This window comes from Streptomyces sp. NPDC018000, from assembly GCF_044328025.1.
Taxonomy (GTDB): Bacteria; Actinomycetota; Actinomycetes; order Streptomycetales; family Streptomycetaceae; genus Streptomyces.
The window spans coordinates 19,752-40,775 of the sequence record NZ_JBIRGM010000015.1 but is presented as its reverse complement, the minus strand read 5'-3'; the positions used below and the strand labels follow the sequence as shown (position 1 = coordinate 40,775).

At 70.5% G+C, this 21,024-nt stretch carries 18 protein-coding genes and 1 pseudogene; 8 read left to right on the top strand and 11 right to left on the bottom strand.

All coding sequences use genetic code 11. The annotated features are described in order from the left end of the window. Positions 1-102: 102 nt before the first annotated feature. The 3 genes from ACH4EW_RS25160 to ACH4EW_RS25150 are packed head-to-tail and all read right to left on the bottom strand — an operon-like array spanning position 103 to position 4,282. A complete protein-coding gene (locus ACH4EW_RS25160; RefSeq protein ID WP_398260489.1) occupies positions 103-2,091 on the bottom strand; it encodes a prolyl oligopeptidase family serine peptidase in 1,989 nt (662 codons plus the stop codon). Between the two features lie 21 nt (positions 2,092-2,112). Beyond that, positions 2,113-3,456, bottom strand: a complete 1,344-nt coding sequence (locus tag ACH4EW_RS25155; RefSeq protein ID WP_398260487.1) for a M20/M25/M40 family metallo-hydrolase — start codon at positions 3,454-3,456, stop codon at positions 2,113-2,115. Continuing rightward, the gene (locus ACH4EW_RS25150) at positions 3,449-4,282 is read right to left on the bottom strand and encodes a M55 family metallopeptidase (protein ID WP_398260485.1); all 834 of its coding nucleotides are present in this window, start codon (positions 4,280-4,282) and stop codon (positions 3,449-3,451) included. Before ACH4EW_RS25150 ends, ACH4EW_RS25155 begins: the two co-directional genes overlap by 8 nt. A gap of 55 nt (positions 4,283-4,337) precedes the next feature. Here ACH4EW_RS25150 and ACH4EW_RS25145 point away from each other — a divergent pair, with 55 nt between their 5' ends. Next, on the top strand, positions 4,338-4,496 hold the full coding sequence (locus tag ACH4EW_RS25145; RefSeq protein WP_398260483.1) for a hypothetical protein: 159 nt from the start codon (positions 4,338-4,340) through the stop codon (positions 4,494-4,496). Between the two features lie 44 nt (positions 4,497-4,540). Here the strand turns inward: ACH4EW_RS25145 and ACH4EW_RS25140 are convergent. The 5 genes and pseudogenes from ACH4EW_RS25140 to ACH4EW_RS25120 all read right to left on the bottom strand — a co-directional run. Further along, positions 4,541-4,633, bottom strand: a pseudogene (locus tag ACH4EW_RS25140) (DUF664 domain-containing protein); the annotation flags it as partial. A gap of 12 nt (positions 4,634-4,645) precedes the next feature. Next, positions 4,646-5,839, bottom strand: a complete 1,194-nt coding sequence (locus ACH4EW_RS25135) for an ABC transporter permease (protein ID WP_398260481.1) — start codon at positions 5,837-5,839, stop codon at positions 4,646-4,648. Next, positions 5,836-6,555: an ABC transporter ATP-binding protein gene (locus tag ACH4EW_RS25130; RefSeq protein ID WP_398260479.1), complete on the bottom strand. Its 720-nt coding sequence runs from the start codon at positions 6,553-6,555 to the stop codon at positions 5,836-5,838. The genes ACH4EW_RS25135 and ACH4EW_RS25130 overlap by 4 nt, the downstream gene beginning before the upstream one ends. Beyond that, a complete protein-coding gene (locus ACH4EW_RS25125; RefSeq protein WP_398260477.1) occupies positions 6,552-7,628 on the bottom strand; it encodes a peptidoglycan-binding protein in 1,077 nt (358 codons plus the stop codon). The genes ACH4EW_RS25130 and ACH4EW_RS25125 overlap by 4 nt, the downstream gene beginning before the upstream one ends. Further along, complete coding sequence (locus ACH4EW_RS25120; RefSeq protein WP_398260475.1) at positions 7,625-8,278, bottom strand: hypothetical protein; 654 nt, start codon at positions 8,276-8,278, stop codon at positions 7,625-7,627. Before ACH4EW_RS25120 ends, ACH4EW_RS25125 begins: the two co-directional genes overlap by 4 nt. 136 nt (positions 8,279-8,414) lie before the next feature. Between ACH4EW_RS25120 and ACH4EW_RS25115 the strand changes: the two genes are divergently transcribed. The 3 genes from ACH4EW_RS25115 to ACH4EW_RS25105 are packed head-to-tail and all read left to right on the top strand — an operon-like array spanning position 8,415 to position 11,130. Beyond that, a complete protein-coding gene (locus ACH4EW_RS25115) occupies positions 8,415-9,125 on the top strand; it encodes a response regulator (RefSeq protein ID WP_398260473.1) in 711 nt (236 codons plus the stop codon). Continuing rightward, entirely contained in the window at positions 9,122-10,633 is a 1,512-nt protein-coding gene (locus tag ACH4EW_RS25110) for an ATP-binding protein (RefSeq protein ID WP_398260471.1), read from the top strand. Before ACH4EW_RS25115 ends, ACH4EW_RS25110 begins: the two co-directional genes overlap by 4 nt. Before the next feature lie 44 nt (positions 10,634-10,677). Next, on the top strand, positions 10,678-11,130 hold the full coding sequence (locus ACH4EW_RS25105) for a hypothetical protein (protein WP_398260589.1): 453 nt from the start codon (positions 10,678-10,680) through the stop codon (positions 11,128-11,130). A 79-nt stretch (positions 11,131-11,209) separates the two neighbouring features. On the opposite strand, the gene ACH4EW_RS25100 is transcribed toward ACH4EW_RS25105, so the two are convergent. Together ACH4EW_RS25100 and ACH4EW_RS25095 are read right to left on the bottom strand one after the other, a co-directional pair. Beyond that, positions 11,210-13,672 carry an MFS transporter gene (locus ACH4EW_RS25100; RefSeq protein WP_398260469.1) on the bottom strand — a complete coding sequence of 821 codons (2,463 nt, stop codon included), beginning with the start codon at positions 13,670-13,672 and terminating at the stop codon, positions 11,210-11,212. A 187-nt stretch (positions 13,673-13,859) separates the two neighbouring features. Next, on the bottom strand, positions 13,860-14,303 hold the full coding sequence (locus ACH4EW_RS25095; RefSeq protein WP_398260467.1) for an SRPBCC family protein: 444 nt from the start codon (positions 14,301-14,303) through the stop codon (positions 13,860-13,862). A 304-nt stretch (positions 14,304-14,607) separates the two neighbouring features. Here ACH4EW_RS25095 and ACH4EW_RS25090 point away from each other — a divergent pair, with 304 nt between their 5' ends. Further along, entirely contained in the window at positions 14,608-16,212 is a 1,605-nt protein-coding gene (locus tag ACH4EW_RS25090; protein WP_398260465.1) for an alpha/beta hydrolase, read from the top strand. A 161-nt stretch (positions 16,213-16,373) separates the two neighbouring features. Here ACH4EW_RS25090 and ACH4EW_RS25085 read toward each other — a convergent pair whose 3' ends face one another. Beyond that, entirely contained in the window at positions 16,374-16,946 is a 573-nt protein-coding gene (locus ACH4EW_RS25085) for an adenylosuccinate lyase (RefSeq protein ID WP_398260463.1), read from the bottom strand. Between the two features lie 340 nt (positions 16,947-17,286). On the opposite strand from ACH4EW_RS25085, the gene ACH4EW_RS25080 reads away from it, so the two are divergent. The 3 genes from ACH4EW_RS25080 to ACH4EW_RS25070 all read left to right on the top strand — a co-directional run bounded on the left by ACH4EW_RS25080 (position 17,287) and on the right by ACH4EW_RS25070 (position 20,898). Continuing rightward, positions 17,287-19,068 (top strand): 3-hydroxyacyl-CoA dehydrogenase family protein, encoded by a 1,782-nt coding sequence (locus ACH4EW_RS25080; RefSeq protein ID WP_398260461.1) that lies wholly within the window; start codon positions 17,287-17,289, stop codon positions 19,066-19,068. Positions 19,069-19,159: 91 nt separating this feature from the next. Continuing rightward, complete coding sequence (locus tag ACH4EW_RS25075) at positions 19,160-19,975, top strand: TetR family transcriptional regulator (protein ID WP_398260459.1); 816 nt, start codon at positions 19,160-19,162, stop codon at positions 19,973-19,975. A gap of 125 nt (positions 19,976-20,100) precedes the next feature. Continuing rightward, complete coding sequence (locus tag ACH4EW_RS25070) at positions 20,101-20,898, top strand: GNAT family N-acetyltransferase (protein ID WP_398260457.1); 798 nt, start codon at positions 20,101-20,103, stop codon at positions 20,896-20,898. Positions 20,899-21,024: the final 126 nt, after the last annotated feature.

Below are 21,024 nucleotides of genomic sequence, written 5' to 3'. Positions count from 1 at the left end.
GGTCGCCCTCGTACTGGGCGTACGTGGGCGATCCCGACAACGCAGCGAGCGCGCGTGCCAGGCGTCGCGGCGCAGGCGGGAAACTCGGAACAGGCGCTAGGGTCACTTCTTCAGCTCCAGCCTCGGTACGTCGGGGCAGTCGATGCCGAACGTCTGGCCGTACAGGGAGAGTTCGGCCTCCAGGGCGCGGATCATGGTGTCGGCGCGCCGGAACCCGTGCCCCTCCCCCTCGAAGGTGAGATACGCGTGCGGGATGCCGCGCCCCTCGACCTCGGCAAGGAACCGCTCGCACTGGACGGGCGGGCAGATCGGATCATCCAGCCCCTGGAGCAGGAGGAAGGGGGTGGTCAGATGGTCGGTGCGGCTGATCGGCGAGCGTTCACGGTAGCGGGCCGGGACTTCGGCGAGCGGGCCCACCAGGGACTCCAGGTACTGGGACTCGAAGTCATGGGTCTCGTCCGTGCCCCAGCCGGCCAGATCGAGGACGGGGTAGATGATCACGCCGCAGGCGTAGACATCGGTGCCGGTCAGCGAGGCCGCGGTGGTCCACCCGCCGGCGCTTCCTCCCCGGATGGCGAGCCGCTGCCGGTCGGCCGTCCCCTCGGCGGCCAGCGCTTCGGCGACGGCCGCGCAGTCCTCGACGTCGACGACGCCCCACTGTTCGCGCAACCGGTTGCGGTAGGTCCTGCCGTAGCCGGTGGAGCCGCCGTAGTTGACCTCGGCAACGCCGATGCCGCGCGAGGTGAAGTAGGCGATCTCCAGGTCGAGGACGAGTGCGGCATGACCGGTGGGTCCACCGTGCGCCCAGACCACGTAGGGCGGCAGTTCACCGTCGGGGCCGACCCGGTCGGGGCTCCGCGGCGGGTAGATGTGGGCGTGGATCTCCCTGCCGTCGGGCCCGGTGAAGGTGCGGTCCTCGGGCTGCGGGTAGTAGGCGGGGTCGACGGCGTCCTCGTGCGGTGTGCCGATGATCCTGGTGCGGCCGGTCGCGGTGTCCAGTTCGACGACCTCATGGGCGCTGTACGGGCTCGCGGCGATGCCGATGATCCGGCTGCCGTGCACGGCGAGCGATTCGGCCCATTGCGTCCAGGGTCCGGCGACGTCGGCGAGTTCACCGGTCTCCGGGTCGAGGATGCCGAGCGTGGTGGTGCCCCGGCCGTGGACGGTGGCGATCAGGCCGTTCTCCAGCGGCAGGAACCAGCTGAGGCCGATCTTCCAGAGCGGTCCGGCGAACTCCTGCTCCCGGAGGCAGAGCGCGACCGCGCCCCGGTGCGGGTCGGCGCGATACAGGTTCCACCAGCCGCTGCGGTCACTGGCGAAGAGGAGCTGCCCGTCGGCGCCCCATTCGATCTGCGGCACCGACTCCTCGGGGCCTCCGCCGAAGCTCCGGGTGTGCTGGAACGTACCGTCGTCGGCGATGTCCGCGAGCATCACCTCGGTGCCGTCCCACGGCATCCGCGGATGATCCCAGGCGATCCAGGCGGCCCGTCGCCCGTCGGGCGAGAGTTTCGGACCGGTGACGAAACGATGCCTGTCGTCGGTGAGTTCACGTACCACCGAGCGGTCGTCGGCCGCCGAGCCGTCCAGCGGTACGGCGGCGATCACCCGGCGCAGTTCGGTGGGGGCCTCGCCGGTGAACTCCTCCAGGACGCACCACACTTCGCCCCGCTCGCCCCGGTCGAGGTGGAGCCGCGGGTCGACCCAGCGCAGCCCGCCACCGACCGACGAGACCGGGGTGAGCGGCCAGGGTTCGCCGGGCTCGTCGGGAGCGTAGGCGTACAGTCGCTGGTCGGCGAAGTCGACGAAGACGACGAGCGGTCCGCCCTCGGCGCGTTCGGCCCCGGCCCACGACTGTCCGCCGTACTCGATGACCCGGCTCCGTACGTTCCACGGAGCGGGCAGCACATCGGCGCTGGTCCCGTCCGCGCGGCGGCGGATCAAGGCGCGGCGCCCCGCCTCGGCGGGGCGCGGTTCCGTCCACCACACCTCGTCGCCGACCACACCGACGTACTCCGGACAGCCGTCGTTGGAGGCGGCCAGCCGTGCGTCGATCGGTGACGGCCACGTTCCGTAGGCCCCTGTGGATACCATGATCAATTCCCCCGTACCGGGTCAGGCCGTGCGCAGATAGTGATCGAGAACGCGGACGCCGAAGTGCAGTGCCTCGACGGGAACGCGTTCGTCGACGCCGTGGAACAGCGCCTGGTAGTCGAAGCCGACGGGCAGCTTCAGCGGTGAGAAGCCGTAGCCGGTGATGCCGAGCCGGGAGAACTGCTTGGCGTCCGTGCCACCCGACATGCAGTAGGGCACGACGTGGCCGTGCGGGTCGAAGCGTTCGACGGCGGCGCGCAGCTTCGCGAAGGTCGGCGAGTCGACCGGGGCCTGCAGCGGGACCTCGCGGTGGTGGAACTCCCAGTCGACATCGGGCCCGGTCAACCGGTCCAGGGTGGTGTGGAACTCGTCCTCGCCGCCGGGCACCATCCGGCCGTCGATGAATGCGGTGGCGTGGCCCGGGATCACATTGACCTTGTACCCGGCCTCCAGCATGGTCGGGTTGGAGCTGTTGCGGACGGTCGGCTCGACCAGGGCGGCGGCCGGTCCGAGCTTGCCGAGCAGTTCGTCCACGTCGAAGCCGGGGGCGTCGAGGTCGGGGCGGATGCCGTGCAGTGCGGCGATCTCGGTGAGCGCGGCGCGCACGGTCGGGGTGAGCCGGACCGGCCATGCGTGCTCGCCGATGCGGGCGACGGCCGCGGCGAGCGCACTGACCGCGTTGGCCTTGTTGACCTTGGAACCGTGTCCCGCCTTGCCGTGCGCGGTGAGTTTCAGCCAGGCGGTGCCGCGTTCACCGGCGGCGATCGGGTAGAGCGACATGTCCGGTCCGGCATGGAAGGTGAAGGCACCGGATTCGCTGATGCCCTCCGTACACCCTTCGAAGAGTTCGGCATGCTGGTCGGCGAGGAAGCCGGAACCGTCTTCGGCGCTGGCCTCCTCGTCGGCGGTGTACGCGATCACGATGTCGCGGCGGGGCCGGACACCGGTCCGCGCCCAGGCCCGGACGACGGCCAGGACCATCGCGTCCATGTTCTTCATGTCGATGGCGCCGCGCCCCCAGACGACACCGTCGCAGACCTCCCCGGAGAAGGGGTGCACGGTCCAGTCGTCGGCCTCGGCCGGGACGACGTCGAGATGGCCGTGCACGAGCAGCGCGTCGGCGGACGGATCGGTGCCCGCGATCCGGGCCACCACATTGGTGCGCCCCGGGGTGCGTTCCAGCAGGGTGGGTTCCAGTCCGGCGGCTGCCAGTCGCTCGGCGACGTACTCGGCGGCGGGGCGTTCCCGGCAGTCGCCGCCGCCGCGGTTGGTGGTGTCGATCCGGATCAGCTCGGAGGTGAACGTCACCGACTCGTCGAGCGCCCGCTCGTCGACGCTCTCCTGGGGGGCGGTCGCCTCAGCCATACTGTTCCTCCACGGCGGACGACACGATCGTCGTCACCGCCTTGAACGTGCGGATACCTTCGTACATCGTCGCGCTGGTGTAGGCGACGCGCCGTTCGCCACTGGGCGCCACGCCGGGGACCACGGTGGCCGCCGTGGCGAGGTGCTCGGCATCGAACTCCAGCTCGACGGTGAAGGGGCCACCCTCCACCGGGCTGTGCCGCACGGCGAGCGCGGTCGCCTCCTCGGCCGCCGCACGGATGTCCGCGGCGGTACGGGCCGGGGTGCGGCACACCGCCGCGTACCGCGACACATAGTCCTTCACTGCGACCTTGCGTGCCTCGGGGGCGTACCCCTCCGCGTCCACGCAGGTCAGATCGTCGCCGGTGACGAGGACGACAGGAACGCCGTACTCGGCCACGACATGCGCGTTGAGGAGCCCCTCGCTGGCCCGGGCGCCGTTGAGCCAGACCCCGGTGATGGAGTTCGCCAGATAGGTATGGGCGAGAACCCCCTCCGTGCCGGCGCCCGTGTGGTAGCCGACGAAGGCGATGGCATCGACGTCGCCGTGCTGGATGCCCTCCACCATGGACAGGGACTTGTGCCTGCCGGTGAGCATCTGGACCCGGTCGTCGAGCTGCTCCAGGAGGAGGTTGCGCATGGACCAGTGGGCCTCGTTGATGAGCACCTCGTCGGCGCCGCCGTCGTAGAAGCCGAGCGCCGCCGCGTTCACATCGGAGGTGAACATGGAACGGCACCGCTCCCACTGGGGGGTGCCCGGCAGTACATCGGCCGGCCAGGTCACGCCGGTGGCGCCTTCCATGTCCGCGCTGATCAGGATCTTCATGCGGACTCACGCTACGCGTCGAAGAACCGCCAGGCCAGAGCCATGGATACGTTCAATGGTCCAGTCCTCCGAAGAGAATGCGCCCTACACCCCGAACAGGAGCATTCCGGACGCCGCGCGCCCGGCCGGCGCGCAGGGTCTCAGCGGCCAGGAGGTCACCGCCCTGTTCCGCTCGGCCTATGCCGCGGTGTATCCGTCCGGGACGGACGACTGAGCGGCGGTTGCGTACTCCTCGCACCTTGGAGTACGCAACCGCGCTCAACCCGGCGCCGGACAGTCGCCCGTGGCGCCGTCGGTCCGTTCCCGCAGCGGGTCCGCGTGGCCGTTGTGGCGGGCGTCCTCCTGGATCATCACCCCGCCGCCTCACGTCGCGTTCAGTGCCACCGTCGGGTGGAGACGGGAGGCGCGGATCGCCGGGTAGAGGCCCGCGACCACGCCGATCAGGAGGGTGGCGGCCAGACCTCCCGCCAGGGACCAGAGCGGGACCACCGCCGTCCACCCCTGGACCCGCGCGAAGCCGTACGTCGCCGCCGCGCCCAGCAGCGCGCCCGTCGCCCCGCCCAGCGCCGACAGCAGCAGCGACTCGGTCAGGAACTGGAGCCGGATCGCACTGCGGGTCGCGCCCAGCGAGCGGCGCAGGCCGATCTCCTGGCGGCGTTCCAGGACGGAGATGACCATGGTGTTGGCGACGCCCACACCGCCGACCAGGAGGGCCACCGCGCCCAGGCCGAGCATCAGGTTCGTCAGGCCCTCGTCGGTGGCGGCCTTCGCGGCCAGCGCGTCCGAGGGCCGGGAAACCTTGACACTCGCCTCGTTGCCGGGGCTTACGGTGCGGGCCAGGACGGCCCGTACGTCCTCCACCGAGGCGTCCGTGGAGCGCTCGAAGATGGTGGTGGGGTGGCCGTCGAAGCCGAAGTAGCGCTCGGCGGCGGGGAATCCGACCATGGCCACCCGGTCCAGGTTGGGGACCAGTTCGAGTGGTTTGAGGATGCCCACGACGACCACGCGCGTGTCGTTCATCATGATCGTCTCGCCGGTGCGGGTGATGCCGAGGCGGTCCGCCGCCACCGCACCGAGAACCGTCGTCGGGAGGCGTTCGCCGACCGGATTCAGCCAGACGCCCTTGTCGACCTCGCCGCCGAGCGCGGACAGCAGGTCGATGCGGGCCGCCTGGGTGGTGACGCCGGCGGTGCGCTCCTCGGGGACCACGTCGCTGCGGCGGATGCGGGCGTCGACGTCGGCGGTGGCCGTGGCGTGCTGAACCGGGCCGACGCGCTCGACCATCGCGACCGCGTTCCTGGGGAGCTTGACGTCCTGTCCCATGGCATCCTTGCCCGCCTCGGCGGTGAGGAGGTTGGTGCCGAGGCGGTCGAGCTGGGCCATCAGGTCCGCGCGGCTCGACTCGGACAGGCCGACGACCGCCACCATGGTCGCGATACCGATGGCGATGCCGAGTGCCGAGAGCACCACGCGGGCGCGACGCGCGCGAAGGCCGACCGCACCGACGCGGAGGATGTCGCGGGCGGAGAGGCGGGAGGGCTTGAGGTCGTTCTTCATGAACCGACCTCTTCCGTGCGGGGGGCGGAGCGCGCGCCGGAACGCGAGTCCGAGACGATCTCGCCGTCCTTGAAGCGGACCCGGCGCGGCAGCGAGTCCGCGATCTCGTGATCGTGGGTGATCACGCAGATGGTGGTGCCGGACGCGTTCAGCTCGTGGAGCAGCTCCATGACGATCTCGCCGGACGCGGTGTCCAGCGCCCCGGTCGGTTCGTCCGCCAGCAGCAGCCGGGGGTCTCCCACCAGGGCGCGGGCGATGGCCACGCGCTGCTTCTCTCCGCCGGACAGCTCGTTCGGCGTGTGTGAGCAACGGTGGTCCAGTCGAACCTTGGCGAGCGCTTCCCGCGCACGCGTGCGCCGTTCCTTCAGCGGTACGCCCGCGTACAGCAGCCCGTCGGCGACGTTGTCCACCGCGTCGCGCCCCGCCGCCAGGTGGAAGTGCTGGAACACAAAGCCGATATGGCGGGCGCGCAGTGCGGAGAGCCGGGAGTCGGAGAGCTCGGACACGTCGTACCCGGCGATCCGGACGGTGCCCGTGGTGGGCCTGTCGAGGGTGCCCATGACGTTGAGCATCGTGGACTTGCCGGAGCCGGACGGGCCGACGACGGCGACCAGTTCGCCCTCCTCGACGGTGAGGTTCACTCTGCGCAGGGCGTGGACGCCGCCGGGGTACGACTTGGTGGCGTCCCGCAGTTCGATCACCGGGGCCGACGTCATGACTTCGCCACTCCGACCTTCAGGCCCTCGCGCACGTCCGGGCCGCTGACCTCGATCTGGCCGTCGGCGGTCATGCCCGTCTCCACCCGCACCATCTTCGAGGTGGCGCCCTGGACGACTTGGAGGCCGTAGCCGCCGTTCTCGCCGCGCAGAGCGACGACCGCCTCGACGGGGACCGTGAGGACTCCCTTGCGTGCCTCGCTGACGAACTTCACGCTCGCCGACGCCTTGGCGTCCTCGCCGGACGCGGCGCTCACCCCGCCGTCCAGGACGACCTCGACGGTGATGCCGTTCTGCACGGCGTCGCTCTCCCCGGCGGATGCCTCGGGGCGCACCGTCCGGGCCACCTTGCCGGTCGCCGTCTTCCCGCTCGGCAGGGTGACCTCGACCTTGGTGCCCCGGGAGGTGAGCGCGCCGTCGCCCTGGTCGAGCTCTGCACGGACGACCGGCTTGGTGGAGGCGACCGTCAGCACGGTCGTGTCCGGGCCGACCTGGTCGGCGAGCGCCGCGTCCGCAGTGACGACCTTGACCCGGTCGGGCTGGAAGACGACATCGCCCTTGCCGACCTTGCCGGTGGTCTCACGGTTCAGCGACTTCTGCCACTGCTTGACGGCGGCCTCGGTGTTCTCGTCGTACCGCGCGTCGACGTAGAGATTCGCTCCGTACCCCAGGTCGCGCAGATTGCGCTCCAGCTGGAGCACGTCGCTGCCCCGGTCGCCCGCCTTCATCTCGCGGAACATCGGGACCGGGCCGTAGAGGAGGGTGACGGGCTTGTCGTTCAGCTCGTACAGTGCCTGCCCCATGGTCAGCGTCCTGCCTTCGGATGCGGCCACCGTGACGGTGCCTTCGACGGCGGACTTGACGGCGCGGCGCTGAGCGAAGTCGAGCCTGCCGTCGACCGTCTTGGACTGCACGAGGTCGGTGCGTACGACAGTCGCGGTGGCGGGCGGCAGGTCGCCGCCCCTCCCGAAGGCGCCCGCGTCGCCGCCGTCGCCGAAGTACAGGACTCCCCCGGTGACGGCGGCGGCGACGGTCGCCGCGCCGAGCGCGAGGAAGGCGGTGCGGCGCTTCACTGCATGCCGTCCAGTCCGTCGAGCAGCTTCGACTTGCATGCCTCGCGGGCCTGCTTGTACGACGGCGAATCGGTGTCGATGGACGGGGACGCCGGGTTCGGGTCGCCGCCCGGCTGGGCGTTGCCGCCGTTCATGGTCGGGTTGGTGAACCGGGAGACGCCGTTGTCCCGCATGCACTTGGCGTGCGCGAGCATCGACTCGTAGTCCTTCTGCTGGTCGCGTTTGGGCTCGGCCGCCATTGCGGCCTGCAACTCGTTGACGCAGACACCGTTCTTGCCGCCCTTGATGCCCTCGTTGCGGCCGGGCTGGGAACCGATCTCGTCGACCTTCGCCCAGTCGAGGTGCCCGCTGAGCTTGGGGTCGGGGAAGTCCTTGTAGCCGCCCTTGGCGCGCATGCACTGGACGTACTTCATCTGGGCGTCGTAGAAGGCGCTCTTGCCCGCGGGCCGGGTGCTCGGGGTGTTCTCGTCCTTTGCCGCACTCGCGGTCGGAGCGTCCGGTACGTCGGCGATCGCGTCGTCCTTCTTCGTACCGCCGGCGCTGTCGTCACCGGCGCCGCAGGCGACGGAGAGGGCGAGTACGGGCACGGCCACGAGGGTGGCCATGCGCAGCCGGGCGGTGGCGCGGGGGTTGGTCCTGAGGAAGCTCATGCGCTTCACGTTCGCCGCCGCAGATGATGGCCCGTCCATGGCCACATGATGGGAACGTAACAATGCCCCCGGCCTGCGCTTCCACCCCCCGTGCGGAGTAGGCGGAAGCGGTTCGGGTGTGCCCATAATCGGCCCCATGCCGCATGTACTGCTCATCGAGGACGACGTGTCCGTACGGGACGGAATGGAGCTCGTGCTTCGCCGTCACGGGTACGGCGTGGACACCGCCGCCACCGGCGAGCAGGCCCTTGCCCTGCTCGCCGGGGAGCGGGGCGCGCGGGTCGAACTGGCCGTACTGGACCTGATGCTGCCCGGCATGGACGGCTTCGAGGTGTGCCGCCGCATCCGCGCCCGCTCGGCGACGCTGCCGGTGATCATGCTGACCGCGCGCGGCGACGACTCGGACATCGTGACCGGTCTGGAGGCGGGCGCCGACGACTACGTCGTCAAGCCGGTCACGGCGCCCGTCCTGGAGGCCCGCATCCGGGCCGCCCTGCGCCGTGCGGAGCCGTCGCCGTCCGGGTCCGCTGCCGGGCAGGCGGACGGCACGCCCGGCTTCGGGGGCCTGCGCATCGACCGCGTCGGGCTGACCGTCACCAAGAACGGCACACCGGTCGCGATACCACCCACCGAACTGCGGCTGCTGCTGGAGCTGTCGGCCTCCCCCGGCCGGGTCTTCAGCCGCGAGCAGCTCCTCGAATCCGTCTGGGACCACACCTATCTGGGCGACTCCCGGCTGGTGGACGCGGCGGTCGGCCGGCTGCGGGCGAAGCTCGAGGACATACCGGCGAAGCCGCGGTACGTCCAGACGGTGCGGGGCTTCGGCTACCGCTTCGGGCCACTGTGAACCGTGCGGACGAAGGCAAGCGCGGCGTCGCCCCGAAGAGGCGCTCCTGGCTGCTCGTCGGCGGGCTGCGCATCCGGCTCGTCATCGCCTTCGTCGTCATCGCCCTGATCAGTGCGGTGACCTCCACCGCCCTCGCCTACCGGGACGCCCGTACCGCCGTCCTCCAGCGCGCCCAGAACGCGGCCGTGAACGACTTCCGGGAGCGGGTGAGCGCGGTGGCCGCCGACTTCGACGTACCGCCCGACCAGCGGTCGCTGTCCCGGTTCACGGCGAATGTGTCGGAGGGCATCGGCGCGAAGATCGTGGTCGCCCGCTACCAGGACCTCACCGCGGTCTCCGACTCGCTCGCCGAGACGGAGGGCCGGATCACCGTCGAGCTGCGCAGCGCCGTCATGACCGGCGACGACGCCGTGTTCCAGCGGGTGCAGTGGCGGGGCGAGCCCTACCTGGTCGTCGGCACGCCTGTCACCTTCGCCGACGGGGACCACCGCGCCTCCGGCCTGGAGGTCTTCGCGATCGCCGATCTGCGGGCGGAGCGCGACGACACCGCCGCCCTGCTGAACTCCGTACGGGCGGGCATCGTGCCGGTGGTGCTGCTGGCCGCCGTGCTGGCGCTGCTGGCCGCCGGTACGGTCCTTCGTCCGGTACGGAAGCTGGGCCGGGCCACCCGCGAGCTCGCGGCCGGAGACCTCGGCAGCCGTGTCGCCGTCACCGGTCGCGACGAACTCGCCGACCTGGCAAGGACGTTCAACGAGACCGCCGACGCGCTCCAGGCTTCCGACACGGAACTGCGCCTGCAGGAGGCGAAGGCACGCCGCTTTGTGGCGGATGTGTCACACGAACTGCGCACGCCTCTCGCGGCGATGACGATGGTGGCGACCGTCCTGGAGGAGGACGCCGACCAGCTGCCGCCGGACGCGGCGCGGGCGGCCCGTACCGTCGGCGGGGAGACGGCGCGGCTGTCCCGGCTTGTCGAGGACCTGATGGAGATCTCCCGCTTCGACGCCAAGACGGTACGGCTGAACGCGGCCGAGACGGACCTCGCCGACACCGTACGGGCGTCGCTGGCGCTGCGAGGCTGGACGGACCGGGTGCAGTCGCACCTCCATGAGGACGTACGGGCCGTGGTCGACCGGCGCCGCATCGACGTGATCGTCGCGAACCTGGTGGGCAACGCGCTGCGGCACGGAGCCCCGCCGGTCCACGTGACCCTCAAGGCGGCCCGCGAGGCAGACGGGGAATGGGTGACGCTGGAGGTCGCCGACCACGGTCCCGGCCTGCCTCCGGGGGCTCGGGAGCGGGTCTTCGACCGGTTCTACAAGGCGGACGCGGCCCGCACGCGTGGCTCGGCCGACGACAGCGGTCAGGGCAGCGGCCTCGGCACGGCGATCGCGCTGGAGAACGCACGGCTGCACGGCGGCACGATCGACGTGGCCGACGGACCACGGCGCGGCGCGGTGTTCACGCTGCGGCTGCCCCTGCGACGTACAGGAGAGGGCACGGAGTGAAGGTCCGACAGGCAATCGTGGTCGCCTCGCTGGGGATCGCTCTCATGGGCTGCGGCGTCCAGCCGACCGGAGTGATAGGCGCGGGCGAGCCCGCGTCCGGGCTGACGCGCGGTATGCGGCTGTACTACGCGTCCGCCAGTGGGCTGCGCGGGGTGCCCCTGCTCGACAAGGAGATCAAGGACCTCAACGCGGTGGTGAAGCTGCTCGCCGCGGGGCCGCTGCCCGCCGAGCAGCGCGACGGGCTCACCTCTCTCGTCCAGATCAGCGGCTATTCGGTGACCGGAACGGGCACCCGCGTCACGGTGCGCCTCGACGGCCCCTATCCCTATGCGGAGTCGGGACGCGACCAGGGTACGGGCCAGCTGGTGTGCACGCTGGCGCGCGCCCAGTCCGTACTCGACCCGAAGGTCAGGACCGATGACGTCGAGGTCACCCTGCGGCCGTCCGAAGGCGCCGCGCTGGGCCCCTACCGGTGTGCGGAGTTCCTCAACACGTAAGGCGTACAAGCGAGTTCGCCTCGCGGTGCCGGGCCTGGCCGGTGGCGTCTCCGGCCAGGCCCGTCGTTCCTCGGAACGGTCAGTCCTCGTGGCCGAGTTGGAGGTCGCGTTCGGTCCGTCCGCCACCCGCGACCTGGAGGACGGTGGCCACCGGTGGATACCCGGCCGCGATCACCGTGTACTCACCGCTGGACAGGTCCACGAACCGGAATGCTCCGTCGGGGCCGGTGGTCAGTGTGTCGACCACATTGCCCGCAGCGTCCAGGAGCGTGACCCTGGCATCCTCGACGGGCCGGCCGCCGTTCGCCCGTACGACGCCGCGCAGCACCGCTCCACCGGCGAGTTCGATGTCCTGCCGGGTCTCCCTGGCCGCCTGTACGCTCACCGGCAGCGCGGCGGGCCGGAATGCGGGGGCGCTGGCGGCGAGGGTGTACTCGCCGGCCACCAACTCCGTGATCACATAGCCTCCTTCGCGGCCGCTGCGGGTGGAAGCGACCACTTCGCCGCGTACATCGGTGAGGGTGACGGCGGCGTCGCGCACCGGGATGCCGTCGGCGGTGACGACGGTCCCGGCGAGGCGTCCCGCACCGCCGAGCACCACATCGAGCTCGACGGGCCGTTCGCCCACGGTGACACTGACGGCCTGCGGCTGGTGGCCGCCGGCCGCGGCGATGAGGACGTACGAACCGGCGCCGGGCACGCTCAGCGCGTACCGCCCGTCGTCCCCGCTCGCGCCCCGTCCGACCTGCTGTCCCTGGACGTCGATGAGAGTGAGGGCGGCGCGCGGGACCTTCGTACCGTCCGGGTGCTGGACGCTGCCGCACACCGGCACACCGGACAGGTAAACGGGCGGCGGCGGAGCCGCAGCGGTGGTGCGGGCGGCGGGGATCGGTGCGGACTCGGCGGCGGTTTCGGGGCTGTGGTGGGACACCAGCGGTTTCTCCTTGAGGAAGAAGGCGAAGAACAGGCCGAGCGCGAGCACCGGCACGAGGTAGAGGAAGATCCGTGGCATCGCGTCGGCGTACGCCTGGATGTAGCTGTCGCGCAGCGCGGGCTCCATGGCATGGACCAGCTGCGGGGTGATGGACTCGGGGTCGGGGAGATCGGCGCCGGACGGCAGGCGGACGGCGAGCGCGTCCGCGAGGCGGCCCGCGAAGAGCGTCCCGAAGACGGCGGCGCCGACGCTGCCGCCGATCTGCCGGAAGTAGTTGTTGGCGCTGGTGGCGGCGCCGAGGTCGGCAGGGATTACGGAGTTCTGCACGGCGAGCACCAGTACCGGCATGACCAGGCCGATCCCGATGCCGAGCACAGCCTGCGCGATGCTGTATTCGAGGCGCGGGGTGTCGGTTTCGAGCCGGGAGAGCAGCCACATGCCGGCCACCGAGACGGCGCTGCCGAGAATCGGATGGACGCGGTAACGGCCGGTACGGGAGATCAGCTGACCGGAGACGACGGACGCGACGACGACGCCGCCCATCATCGGGAGCATCAGCAGCCCGGATTCGGTGGCCGTGGCGCCGTCGACCATCTGCAGGAACGTCGGCAGATAGCTGGCGGCGCCGAACAGTGCGACCCCGACCACCGCGCCGACGAGTGCGGTGACATTGAAGATCGAGTCACGGAACAGCCGCAACGGAATGATCGGTTCGGCTGCCCGGTGCTCGACGACGAGGAACAGCAGGGCCGTTCCGGCGGCTCCGGCCGCGAGCCCCAGGATGGTGCGCGATCCCCAGGCGTACTCCGTACCGCCCCAGCTGGTCAGCAGCACCAGGCAGGTGGAGGCGGCCGCGAGCAGCAGCGCGCCGAGGATGTCCAGACGTGGCCGGACGGTGGGCCTGGGGAGTTTCAGTACGACGGTGATGACGGCGAGGGTGATCAGGCCGAACGGGACGTTGATGTAGAAGCACCAGCGCCAGGAGGCATGGTCGGTGAAGAAGCCGCCGAGCAGCGGACCGGCGACGGAGGCGAGGCCGAAGGCGGCTCCGATGAGCCCCATGAACCGGCCGCGTTCCCTGGGCGGTACGACATCCGCGATGATCGCCTGGACACCGATCATGAGCCCGCCGCCGCCGATGCCCTGGACAGCGCGGAAGGCGATCAGTTCGTCCATGGTGCGGGACCAGCCGGCCAGCGCGGAGCCGATGACGAAGACGACGATCGCGAACTGGAAGACGCTCTTGCGGCCGAAGAGGTCGCCGAGCTTTCCGTAGATCGGCAGCCCGATGGTGGAGGCGAGGAGGTACGCGGTGACGGCCCAGGACATCTTCTCCAGACCGTGCAGCTCACCGACGATCTTCGGCAGTGCGGTGGCGACGATCATCTGGTCGAGCGCCGCGAGAAGAAGCGTGAGCATCAGCCCGAGGAAGACCAGCCGGATGTGGCGGGGGGTGGTCTCCGGTACGGCGGAAGGCGCGACAGCTGCGGCTTCTTCCGCTCCTTCCGCCTTTTTCGCACCAGGGAGCGGCGAGGGCGGCGTGCTCGCCGCCTCGGCGGCCCCCGCACCGCTCGGCTCGTCCTCCAACAGAGTGATCCCACCCACCACGTGCCGCTCCCCTCGTCGCATCTGCGCCGCCCTTTTCTCGCATCGCGCGACAAGGGAGGGCAACCGCAACGAGGGGCGCTGGCAGCGCACTTGGGGTGCTTAGCCCCCGGTGAGAGCCGCTACGGCGCACAACCGGCGGGCCGAGAAGACCACCCGAACCGGTGAGGCCGGTCAAGAGAGCGTGCAGCTACTTCTCGACCTCGGCGGCGAGGTTCTGCAGCAGCTCGTCGTAGATCCGCCCAAGTCCCTTGGGCGCAAAGGTCTTCTCGAAGAATCCGCCGATGCCGCCGGCGCCGTTCCAGACGGTCGATACGACCACCTTCGACTTGCCCTCACCGGCCGGAGTGACGGTCCAGGTGGTGACCATCGAAGAGTTGCGGTCCTTCTCCACGAGCCGGCCGTCGGTGGGCTCGGTGACCTCCAGCAGGCAGTCGCGCACCCGCTTACGGGTGGCCTGGAGCTTCCAGTGGACGAGGGTGCCCTCACCGTCACCGCCCTCGCGCACCTCGTACTCGCTGAAGTGTCCGGGCAGCACCTTGCCCCGGACCTCCATGTAATCGGCCAGCGCGTCGAACACCGTCTCCGCGTCCGCCGCGATGACTCGCTCTGTCGTGGCTTCGACCTGCGCCATGGCTGTTCCTCCAGCACTCGGTTGTTCGGGGGTGCACTGAGCCAACCACCTCCGGGACGCCGCTCAAAATCCAGGCCGTGCGGAAGGGGAGAAAAGATCAAGGGAACAAGTGTTCCATTTTTTGGAGCCCTCCCGGCTGCCCCTGCTCCGACCCGCCGGATCCGAGCCGGAAAGGCCCGGCGCATCCGGCGCAGGCAAATGGGTCAACTCTCAACAGAACATGTCCTTCCTGGCGCAAATGTGGGGAGCATGCGGCGGGGGCTGCGCCACGCGCAGCCGTCTTTCCCCCACCACGGGAGGTCATATGACGAATCGTCCAGGAATTCTCTTCGCCGTCGGTGCGACGGTCGCCGGTCTGGTGACCGCCGCACCGTCCCCGGCGACCGCCGACACCGGTGCGCAGCGCACCGCTGCCGAGCTCGGATGGACCGACTGCGGCACCAAGTCGTACCCGACGCTGCAGTGCTCATCGATCAGTACTCCGCTCGATCATGACGATCCGTCGGGTCGGCAGATCACCCTCGCCCTGTCCCGGATCCCGCACACCTCGAAGACCTTCCAGGGTCCTCTGCTCGTCAATCCGGGCGGCCCCGGGGGCAGTGGCCTGTCGATGGCCGGCTTCGTGGCTTCCTCGCTGCCGAAGTCGGTTGCCGCGCAGTACGACGTGATCGGGTTCGACCCACGCGGCGTCGGCGCGAGCGAGCCCGCGCTGGACTGCGTACCGAAGTACTTCGATCCGCTGCGCCCCGACTCGGTGCCGGACTCGCTCGCGGCCGAGAAGGCCAACCGCAACCGAGCCCGCTCGTTCGCACAGGCATGTGGCGAGAAGTACCCGGATCTGCTCCCCTACATGGACACGGTCAGCGCCGCGAAGGACCTCGATGTGATCCGGCAGGCAACCGGTTCCCAGCAGCTCAACTACTTCGGGTACTCGTACGGGACCTACCTCGGCGCGGTGTACGCCAAGCTGTTCCCGGAGCGGGTGCGGCGCCTGGTGCTCGACTCGAACGTCGACCCGGATGGCGTCTGGTACGACGACAACATCGGCCAGAACTACGCCTTCGACGCCCGCCACAAGGCGTTCGCCGCCTGGGTCGCGAAGCATGACACCACGTACCGGCTCGGCAGCGACCCGGCGAAGGTCGAGGATGCCTGGTACGCGATGCGTGCCGCCGTCAAGGCGAACCCCGCGGGTGGGAAGGTCGGGGCGAGCGAACTGGAGGACACCTTCCTGCCCGGCGGCTATTACAACGGCTACTGGCCCTATCTGGCCGATGCGTTCGCGGCGTATGTGAACGACCACGACCAGGAAACGCTCGTGAAGGCGTACAAGAAGCTAGGCGCGGTCGACGCGAAGGCCGACAACGGGTACTCGGTCTACGCGGCCGTGCAGTGCCGCGACACCCAGTGGCCCCGCCAGTGGAGCACCTGGCGCAAAGACAGCTGGAAGGTGCACGGCAAGGCACGCTTCTCCACCTGGAACAACACCTGGTACAACGCTCCGTGCGCCGACTGGCCGGTGGAGCCGCTGAACCCGGTACAGGTCTCCAACGACAGCCTGCCGCCGGTGCTCCTCTTCCAGGCCACCGAGGACGCGGCCACACCGTACGAAGGCGGAGCCACCCTGCACCGCAAGCTGCGCGGCTCCAGCCTGGTCGTCGAGCAGGGCGGCGGCAATCACGGCGTCACACTGAGCGGCAACGACTGCCTGGACACCTATCTGGCGGACTATCTCGACAAGGGCACCGTCCCGCGCGGCGAGGGCGGCCGGGCCGACGCGGACGCCGTCTGCACCAAGTCCCCCGATCCGCAACCGCTGACCGGCAGGGCCGCGGCGAAAGCGGCCCGGGGAGCGGATTCCGTCAACAGGGGCAGCATCCTGCACGGCCTGCTCGGCTTCCGCGGCTGACGGTCCGCGGACCGGTCCGATATCCGGTGCGGGTCATCCTGGCGCATGCGTCAGGATGACCCGTATGACGATACGGACCGGGCCCGATGTGCTCGGGTACGCGCCCTCGGCGCCCCTTGAGCACATCCCCGCCGGACCGGCCCGGCGGGGGATCCGCGCTCTCAGGCCCCCCGCAGCCGGCTGAGCGCATCCCGTGCCGCGCCACCCAGTCTCGGATGCGGCAGCGCCGCCTCCAGGAGCGGGCGGGCCGCTTCGTCCCCGATCTGTCCGAGCCCTTCCACACAGGCGAGCGCCACCCGCCAGTGCGGATCGTCCGGGGCCAGGAGCCGCTCCAGGGTGCCCATCAGCGCCGGTACGGACTCCGGGGCCCGGAGCGCCGCGAGCAGCCGCACCGGGTGCAGGGCGTACGCAGTGCGCAGGGCGTTCGTCGCCAGGGCGGCGGCGGCCCGGGGTGTGCGGGGGTCGCCGAGGCGCACCAGGGCGTGGGCAGCGGAGACGCAGCGCTCCGGGTCGCGGTGGTTGAGCAACAGGACCAGAGTCTCGAAGGCCCGTCGGTCACCGCCGCAGCCGAGCCGGAACGCGGCGATCTCTCGCGCCCAGAGCGGGCGTTCGCGTTCCACGAGGACCCGGGCCAGTTCCTCGTCGTCGTCGGTGGCGAGCAGTCTGCGGTACGCCGCCGACTCCCCCGCCTCGTCCGCCAGCCGGTCCGTGAGCGACCGGAACTCCTCGTCCATGGCCGTCAGCGTATCGGCGATGACGGCGGGTGTGAGCCGAACCACAGCGACCCGGGGCTGGCACGCTCGTTACCCACCGGTTAAGCTCATGTGAGCGGGACACACTCCCCGCCGGCTCCGGTGGCCTGGTGACGCAGCCACCCGGAGTGCTTGTCGGTTCGGCAGCTTTGCGAGACGTGACTCCGGGACAGAGTCCGTCGCCCCTTCTCGGTCCGGGCGCGCCCGTCGTGCCTCGGCCCTGAACTCCACGACACGCAATTCCCGTACGCCCTGCGCCAGTTCGCCCTTTCGGCGCGCGCCGTGCTCCTCACAGTCGTCACTCATTCTCTGGAGTCCCGTGATGGACACCCCACTCAGCACCATTGCCGTCGTCGGTCTCGGCACCATGGGCACCGGCATTGCCGAAGTCCTGGCCCGCGCCGGCCACACGGTCATCGGTATCGACATCAGCGACGCGGCCGCCCGTCAGGCCGTCGCCGCCCTGGAAGCCGCAACCACCCGCGCCGTGCGGCGCGAGCGGATCACGGAGCAGGAGCGGAGCGACGTCCTCGCCCGGTTCCGTACCTTCGGTGACCTTCAGGCCGCCGCGCAGGCGGAGCTGGTCATCGAGGTCGTGCCCGAGTCGTACGAGATCAAGCAGCAGCTCTTCCGGGAGCTCGACGCGATCGTCTCCCCCACCGCGATCCTGGCGACCGGCACCAACGCCCTGTCGGTCACCCGGCTCGCCGCCGAATCGCTGCACCCCGAGCGCGTGCTCGGTCTGCACTTCTTCAACCCGGCGCCCGCGATGAAGCTGGTCGAGGTGGTCTCCTCGGTGCTGACCGCGCCGCCTGCCGTAGAGGCGGTCACCGCGCTCGCCCGCAGCCTGGGCAAGGAGCCGGTCGCGGTCGGTGACCGGCCGGGCTTCGTCGCCGACGGGCTGCTGTTCGGGTATCTCAACCAGGCTGCCGCGATGTACGAGGCGCACTACGCCTCCCGTGAGGACATCGACGCTGCGATGAAGCTGGGCTGCGGCCTGCCGATGGGCCCGCTCGCCCTGCTCGACCTGATCGGGATCGACACCGCCCGCACCGTCCTGGAGGCGATGTACTCCGCGTCGCACGACCGGCTGCACGCCCCGGCCCCCATCCTCGGGCAGCTCAGCGAGGCGGGACTGACCGGCCGCAAGTCGGGCCGCGGTTTCTACACGTACGCGGAGACCGGCAGCCAGACCGTGGTGCCGGACGCGCTGACGCCGCAGGAGAGCGCGTCGGCGGCCGGCGGGCGCACGGTGCGGTCGGTGGGTGTCGCGGGCTCCGGCACGATGGCCTCGGGGATCGCCGAGGTCTTCGCGAAGGCCGGCTACGACGTGGTGCTCGCCGCCCGCAGCCAGGAGAAGGCGGACACGGCGAAGGGCCGGATCGCCAAGTCGCTGGAGCGTTCCGTCACCAAGGGACGGCTGACGGCCGAGGCGCGGGACGAGACCCTGGCCCGGATCACCGCGGCCGGTTCGCTGGACGCCTTCGCCGATGTCGATCTCGCGGTCGAGGCGGTTGCCGAGGACCTGTCGGTCAAGCAGCAGCTGTTCGGGACGATGGACAAGGTCTGCAAGCCGGGTGCGGTGCTCGCCACCACCACCTCGTCGCTGCCGGTCGTGGCCGTCGCGCGGGCCACCTCGCGCCCGCAGGACGTCATCGGGATGCACTTCTTCAACCCGGCGCCCGCAATGAAGCTGGTCGAGGTCGTCCGTACGGTGCTCACCGCGGACGATGTCCATGCCACCGTCCGCGAGGTGTGCGTCGAGATCCGCAAGCACCCGGTGGACTGCGGGGACCGGGCCGGCTTCATCGTGAACGCGCTGCTGTTCCCGTACCTCAACAACGCGATCAAGATGGTCGAGGAGCACTACGCGAGCCTCGACGACATCGACGCCGCGATGAAGCTGGGCGGCGGCTACCCGATGGGCCCGTTCGAGCTTCTCGATGTCGTCGGTCTCGATGTCTCGCTCGCCATCGAGAAGGTGCTGCACAGCGAGTTCCGTGACCCGGGCCTGGCCCCGGCGCCGCTGCTGGAGCATCTGGTGGCCGCGGGCTGCCTCGGTCGCAAGACGGGGCGCGGCTTCCGCGAATATGCCCGGCGCTGATCCGGGAGTCAGGTGGGGCGGGCTGCTCGATCCTCCGGGCGGCCCGCCCCCGCAGGCGCATTCCCCTGCACCGATGCAGTACGTTCACACCATGTCCCAGCCTGTCAGGTCCCCCCGTGTCTCCGCCGCGTCCGACGCCCAGGAGAGTGCCGCAGGCACCCGCGCCGCCGCCCAACGGCTCAGAATGCGCCGCGAACTGGCCGCCGCCGCAATGGAACTCTTCGCCACGAAGGGGTACGAGGCGACGACGGTCGACGAGATCGCGGGCGCCGCAGGAGTCGCCCGGCGGACCTTCTTCCGGCACTTCCGCTCCAAGGAAGAGGCGATCTTCCCGGACCACGACGACACTCTCGTCAGGGCCGAGGCCGTCCTCAACGCCGCCCCCGCGCACGAGCACCCGCTCGACACCGTCTGCCGCGGCATCAAGGAGGTCATGAAGATGTACGCGGCAAAGCCCGCGGTCTCCGTGGCCCGCTACAAGCTGACCCGTGAGGTCCCCACACTGCGCGAGGCCGAAATCGCCTCGGTGGCCCGCTACGAGCGGCTGTTCACGCGCTATCTGCTGGGCCACTTCGACGAGCGCGACCACCATGTCGGCAATGACGACCCGCTGCTCGCGGAGGTCGCGGCATCCGCCGTCGTCACCGCGCACAACCATGTGCTGCGCCGCTGGCTGCGGGCGGGCGGCGAGGGCGATGTGGAGGCCCAGCTCGACCACGCCTTCTCGATCGTCCGCGACACGTTCGGAACCGGCATCGGCGCGGGCCGGACCGCCGGCACCGAGCCGGTGAAGCAGCCGGCGGCTTCGGTGACGTCCCAGGGCGAGGTACTGGTCGCGGTGGCGCGGACGGACGCGCCGCTCGACGAAGTGATGCACACGATCCAGCAGGCGCTCAAGAACCGCTGAACGGGAGCGGTCGGCCGGATGCGTCCGGCCGGTCGTCCCCGTCCCCGCCTGGCTGACGGGCCGGGTTCCCGGCCCGCACCGGAAACCTGGTTGCCGCACCCGTCCCCCGGTGCTGTGGTGTGCGGATGAATCATGATCGCGACACACTTCTGACCCTTTTCGACCGCGAGATGCGCGAGCATGCCCGGCCCGACGGCCCTGGTGTCCGGGTCGAGCGCACCGATGGTGTCGTACGGCAGGTCGGTGCGGCCAACGCCTGGAACGGTGTCGTCTGGTCGGCCCCGGACCTGGATCCCGTACGGGCCGACGCCGCGATCGCGGCACAGGTGGCCCATTACACGGCGCTCGGACACGACGAGTTCGAGTGGAAGCTGTACGCGCACGACCGGCCTGCGGATCTGGCGGAGCGGCTCCTGGCGGCCGGCTTCGAGGCAGAGGAGCCGGAGACCCTGCTGGTCGCGCCGGTGGCCGGCCTCTCGACGACGGTGGAGCTCCCCGAAGGCGTCCGGCTGCGCACCGTGAGTGACGCGGACGATGTGGAGCTGATGGCCCGTGCCCATGAGCAGGCATTCGGCTCGGACCGGTCGCGGCTGCGGCATCAGGTGCTGGCCAGACTGACCGAGGACCCGGACAGCTTCGTCGGCGTCCTCGCCATGGCGGGCGACGAACCGGTGAGCTCGGCCAGGATGGAGCTGTACCCGGGCACAGGCTTCGCGGGGCTCTGGGGCGGCGGAACGGTCGAGGCGTGGCGCGGAAGGGGCATCTACCGGGCCCTGGTCGCCTTCCGGGCCCGGATCGCGGCGGAGCGCGGCTACGGCTACGTACAGGTGGACGCCTCCGACCAGAGCAGCCCGATCCTCCGGCGACTCGGATTCCTGGCCCTGAGCACCACGACTCCGTACGTGTACCGGCCCTCTCCCTGACCGGATGCCCCTTTACCTCTCATGTCGCTCATGCGTGCCCGGCGAGTGACAAGTGAGAGAAATTTTGGCACCGAGTGCCTTGCCAGCTGTCACGGAGTGCCATACCTTGAAGTTGTCCGGGCGGCC